The following is a 5,039-nucleotide window of genomic DNA, read 5'->3' as shown; positions in this document are numbered from 1 at the left end:
AGCTATTGCCACTCCTATTCTTGATGTTTTTTCTTTGTTGTTTGATGTGATTTGAAAATTATACGTATTTAATGTTGATAATTTTGACAATGAATAACTTATACATTTGCTCAATAAAAAAGAGCAGATGTTCCGACCATTTGATTTCGGTTTGCTCTTCATTTATCACAATAGCATTTTGAACAACAATTTATTTGTTCTAAACAATAATATCAATTTAAGATAACTTTGTGAAATTAATTCACAAAGTTTTAATAAAATATTTATATTTTTGATGGAGATGCTTATTGATATTAAAAAAACCAATGAACAATATCTAAATGAAATGTTCATTGGTTTATGGTTAGAGGTGACTTGCAATATATTTACTTGAAACGTATAGTTCATGTTCATTACAAATGGATAAAATCTCATTTAGTGTATGAGCATATGTCATCTCTTTAAAAAGTTTGTCTGTTTCAATTGGAACTTTCGTATATATTTCTGCGAGTGACTTTGATAAATGCAGATGATTTAAATTATTTGTTATTTTTTTCTGTTGAGCGGGAGTTAGTGATGATAAATTGTTCACTACATTTTCGACAGTTCCATGATTTTGAATCAATTTAATTGCCGTTTTTTCACCTATCCCTTTTACACCAGAATAGCCATCTGCAGTATCACCCATAAAAGCTTTAACATCTATTAATTGTTGAGGATTAAGCCCGTATTCATCAATGAAACGATCAAGCGTGTAACGTTGATAGATTGTAAAACCTTTTTTAATAAGCCAAACCTCTACATTATGATTAATGCATTGGAGTAAGTCTCGGTCTCCGGTAATGATATAAACTTCATGTTCTTGTGAATATGTTTCCGCTAAACTGCCAATAATATCATCAGCTTCATAATTACGCTTACCAACATTTACAAAACCAAACTGATGGGATATTTCTTTAACATAATCAAATTGAGGAATAAGTTCATCAGGAGGTGCTGGGCGATTTTGTTTATAGCCATCATACATTTCATTTCTGAATGTTTCTTGCCCCATATCCCAACAAACTGCTACGTGAGTAGGTTCGATTTCCTTGATAGCGCTAAAAATATGTCTTACAAAACCTTGAATACCATTTGTAGGAATTCCTTTAGAATTGTACATAAATTGATTGTGTAAGCTTGTTGCATAAAAATGTCTAAATAATAAAGCCATTCCATCAACGAGCAATACTCTTTGAGGCATTTTTAATCCTTCTTTCTACTATAAAATATTGTCTAATTGTGTCGTTTTCAATTCTAGTTGTTGTATTAATGTATCATCGATAGTGAATGAAAGTAACTCATCAATTTGTTGTTGAATGGATGTCTCCAACATTTGAAATTGATGTTCGGCAAGTTGAGTCATCTCATGGATATAATCATTTAATTGTCGGCGCAATGAGTTCAAATCATCTTGTAATAATTCAAGAGTTTGATTAGCTATGTGTACTTGTATATCCTTTTGTGACTTTGGATTAACTATTTTACGTTTAGTTAACTGTTTTGGTAGTGATTGCAACATTGAATTAAGTTCAATTTGAAGTAACGCCGTATCAACGAGTGATGGCTCAACATTAAATTTTGCATTTATAATAACATGAATCTGATTTAACTTTTTCATGACTGGTAGGATTTGTTCTTCTAGTTGTGAATTAAAATATTTTTTAATCCTTTCTGTGATAAGTGATTGCTCTAAGAATAAGCGTTGATGAATTTGATCTAAATATATTTTAGTTGAAATTTTCTTTTCCTCATTAAAGTCGTTATTTTGTGTCATCTGACTATTAAACACAGATTTAACCTCATCTAAAAGTTGTAGTTTTAACCGTTCATTTAGATGATATACTTGTTCTTCTACTTCATTGAATGTACGTTGTGCAGTTGTATCAATCAACTCTTGATTTAATAGGGTTTGGTTTTTATAGTGATTTAATTTATGTTGTCTAGCTGTTAATTTTGCGTTGTCATCGTGAAAATCTTTAATCATTTTTTTAAAGGAGTTATTCATTTGTTGCAATTGATAAGTCATCTGTTGCTCTAAAATTGTTCTAGATTCAACCTTTGCAAAGTATTGTATACTTTCTCTTAATTCATTTATGCCAATGTTATTCCCATTTAAACTTTGACGACTTGAAACACTATATATATCAGAGTGTAAGTTAACTTGCCCCAGTGCATCTGCAACATAATCCTCAACGGCTTGTATATCCTGTTTATCTTCAGCTAGGTCAACCGCATTAATTATCATTTTAAAAGCTTGATTTTCATTTAATTGATTCATATCTTTCATATGTTCGATAAAGGCTTTGTCGTTATCTGTAAATGAATGATTGAAGTAAGTTACATACAAAATAAGGTCAGAAGAAGTGAGAATTTGTTCAGTTTCATTCGTGTGTCTTTGATTATTGGAATGTAAACCCAGTGAATCAATAATGATTTTACCCTTAAGCCAATCTAAAGGTAGCTTAAGGTGTACAGTTTTCACGAAAGTGGCATACTCATCCTCGGCACTCCACTTTTTAATTTCTTCAAGCGATACTGTGTGTATAAGTGAATGTTCTAGCATTGACGTGTACATTTCATAATGTTTCTCAATTGCACTAATAAATGCAAGTTGGTTCTTTTCTAGTTTCGATTTTAACTTCTCTAAATCGCTCTCAATAAAGTTGTCTAAGGTGTTAAATGATATTTCATAAAATTCTAGTACATGATTAACTTCCTCTAGTAATTGCTCTTTAGATTTTAATGTGATTTGACTCTCTTTACCATATGATAATTCCGTCGTTGCCGCTGTTGTTGGATTAGGAGAACTAACTAAATAGTTATCACCTAGTAGAGCGTTGATTAAGCTGCTTTTACCTGCGCTAAATGTACCAAAAACACCTACTTTTGTTATTTGATTATCGAGTCTCTGAATGGTATCGGTGATATCTTGTTTAGTGCGATCAAATAATGGTACATCTTTAACGATATCTAATGCACGCTTAATATCTTGATTAGATGTAACAAACTCTTTACGATGTTGTGTCTCATGTTTACGATGATAAGCAGTCGAATTTTCTTGTTTAAGTTCAAAATGAGTCTCTGTTCTTCCAATTAATTTATCTAAAGAATCGTCTAAATGGATATAGTAATGTTTGTAGTTGTGGGATGTAAGCGAATCCTTTAATGTGTTAAGTTCAATGTATCTATCATATTCATACCTATCTTCATTTTCATCACTTGATAATTCATTAACTTGTACATGATTGACAGCTTCTTCAAATAGTGGCGTTGACTCATTTTCTATTTTTTTATTCAAAGCTTTTATAACTTCATCTGAAAATGTTAAAACGTATGTGTTGCTAATGCTCGTTTGAGTTTGATATAGCTCTGATATAAGTGACGGAACGACGTCATAATCTTGATTTAGTATTTTTTCATTCACAGCATGTTTATTTATGAATCTAGTTAAAAATGACATATCTTCACGAAGTGGTTGTCGTACTTGTTGATTAACTTTCTCTTGCAATTGAGTGGTCGCCTCATTAAGTCGTTTGATTTGTTCTTCTTCTTTTTTCTTCCTTTTATTAAAAAATCCATTCACTTTAAAATCAGTTGCCATGCTTTCTAAATAATTCCGTAAAGATTCACGCATATCGTACGTCATGATATAAGCATTATCTAATATATCTTTACGCTTCTGTTTTAAATAATTAAATAATTGATTAGAGTCATTGAGCAATTGTGCTTCTGCGCTGACTTCTTGATTTTGTTGAAATTGAATATATGCTTCCTCGAATTGTTCTTCATTAATTTGAAGGGTGTCAAGAATAGATTGCATTTCATTTTGAATGTATATGTATTGTGCATCGGTAATGAATTGAATTGTTCTATTAACATAGTCTTCTGTTGATTCACGATGTTGATCCATAAATACTAGAAAATTTGAAAGTTTGTCAATTTCATTCTGTGGATGATCAAACTTTGAAACGTAATAAGTATCTTGAAGTTTGATATCCCAGTCTTTGATTGATTTTTCGACTCTTGATTTAAAAGTTTCAAATGTAATTTCTTCTTCATTATGTTTATCAATCTGATTAATCACAAAAATAATTGGTATACCAGCTTCATTAATACGTTTCATAAATTTAAAGTTCAACGCTGATTGGACATGATTATAGTCTACTGTATAAAACAACAAGTTACTTGTATACATAAATTGCTCTGTACTCGACTGATGCGTTGCAACGTTAGAGTCAACACCCGGTGTATCTTGAAATGTAAACCCTAGATTAAATTTGTTTGATGGAAAATTAATTTCTATCGATTCTACATCGACATTTTGTCGATTCATTTGCTTAACATCGTTGTACGTTTTTAATTTTGTATATTGTTGTTGCGTAAGATTGGCAATGATTTCGTCTTCCTTGGCTACTGAAACGATAGCTGTATTGCTCGTTGTTGGTACTGGAGAACTTGGTAGTATATCTTGTTCTAATAACAAATTAATTAACGTTGATTTTCCAGCTGAGAAATGTCCTACAAATGTTGCGGTGTATTGATTTAAATAAACTTTTTTTATTACTTGATTAATAGTATTAATTAAAGGTCTGTTATTAGATTTTTCCAATTCTTTTTTTAATTTATATAAAGTATCTAATTGTTCATTTATTGCCATAAGTATTACCCCTTTAGTTCAGTGATAAATCACAGTATTTTTACTCGATTAAAGTAACAAAATCAGAATTCAAAATTATTTGAAAGGTAAATTAAATTTAAATGAAAAGTATCTGTAGCTAAATAATTATTATGACTTTCATCAAAGATATTAGAAGTATAATTAATGAATTCTATCTTGTTTTTATAATTGAATGAAAGATAATCCCCTGTTTGAATTTAAGTAATATTGTACAATTTATTTTATGATAATTAGCAATAAATTCAAAAAAATAAGGCAGCCATGATGACTTGCCCTAAATTAAAGCTTATTTATCTATTTCAAATTCTATCATAATATTGATTGAAAACCCATGCATGTA

Annotated in this window: 2 protein-coding genes; both read right to left on the bottom strand. The window is 30.0% G+C overall.

The features are described 5' to 3' along the window. Positions 1-343 precede the first annotated feature (343 nt). Positions 344-1,222 (bottom strand): 5'-3' exonuclease, encoded by an 879-nt coding sequence (locus tag NST35_RS06600; RefSeq protein ID WP_002457673.1) that lies wholly within the window; start codon positions 1,220-1,222, stop codon positions 344-346. Positions 1,223-1,240: 18 nt separating this feature from the next. Continuing rightward, positions 1,241-4,678 carry a dynamin family protein gene (locus NST35_RS06595; protein WP_002457674.1) on the bottom strand — a complete coding sequence of 1,146 codons (3,438 nt, stop codon included), beginning with the start codon at positions 4,676-4,678 and terminating at the stop codon, positions 1,241-1,243. Positions 4,679-5,039 lie beyond the last annotated feature (361 nt).

The organism is Staphylococcus sp. FSL W8-0304 (genome assembly GCF_038006565.1).
Lineage (GTDB): Bacteria > Bacillota > Bacilli > Staphylococcales > Staphylococcaceae > Staphylococcus > Staphylococcus epidermidis.
Note: the sequence above shows the minus strand (reverse complement) of the source record. Positions and strands in the feature narration are given on the sequence as shown.

Excerpts from the sequence above, each read along its gene's own strand:
- NST35_RS06600 (WP_002457673.1), bottom strand. The coding sequence starts at position 1,222 with ATGCCTCAAAGAGTATTGCTCGTTGATGGAATGGCTTTATTATTTAGA.
- NST35_RS06595 (WP_002457674.1), bottom strand. The coding sequence starts at position 4,678 with ATGGCAATAAATGAACAATTAGATACTTTATATAAATTAAAAAAAGAA.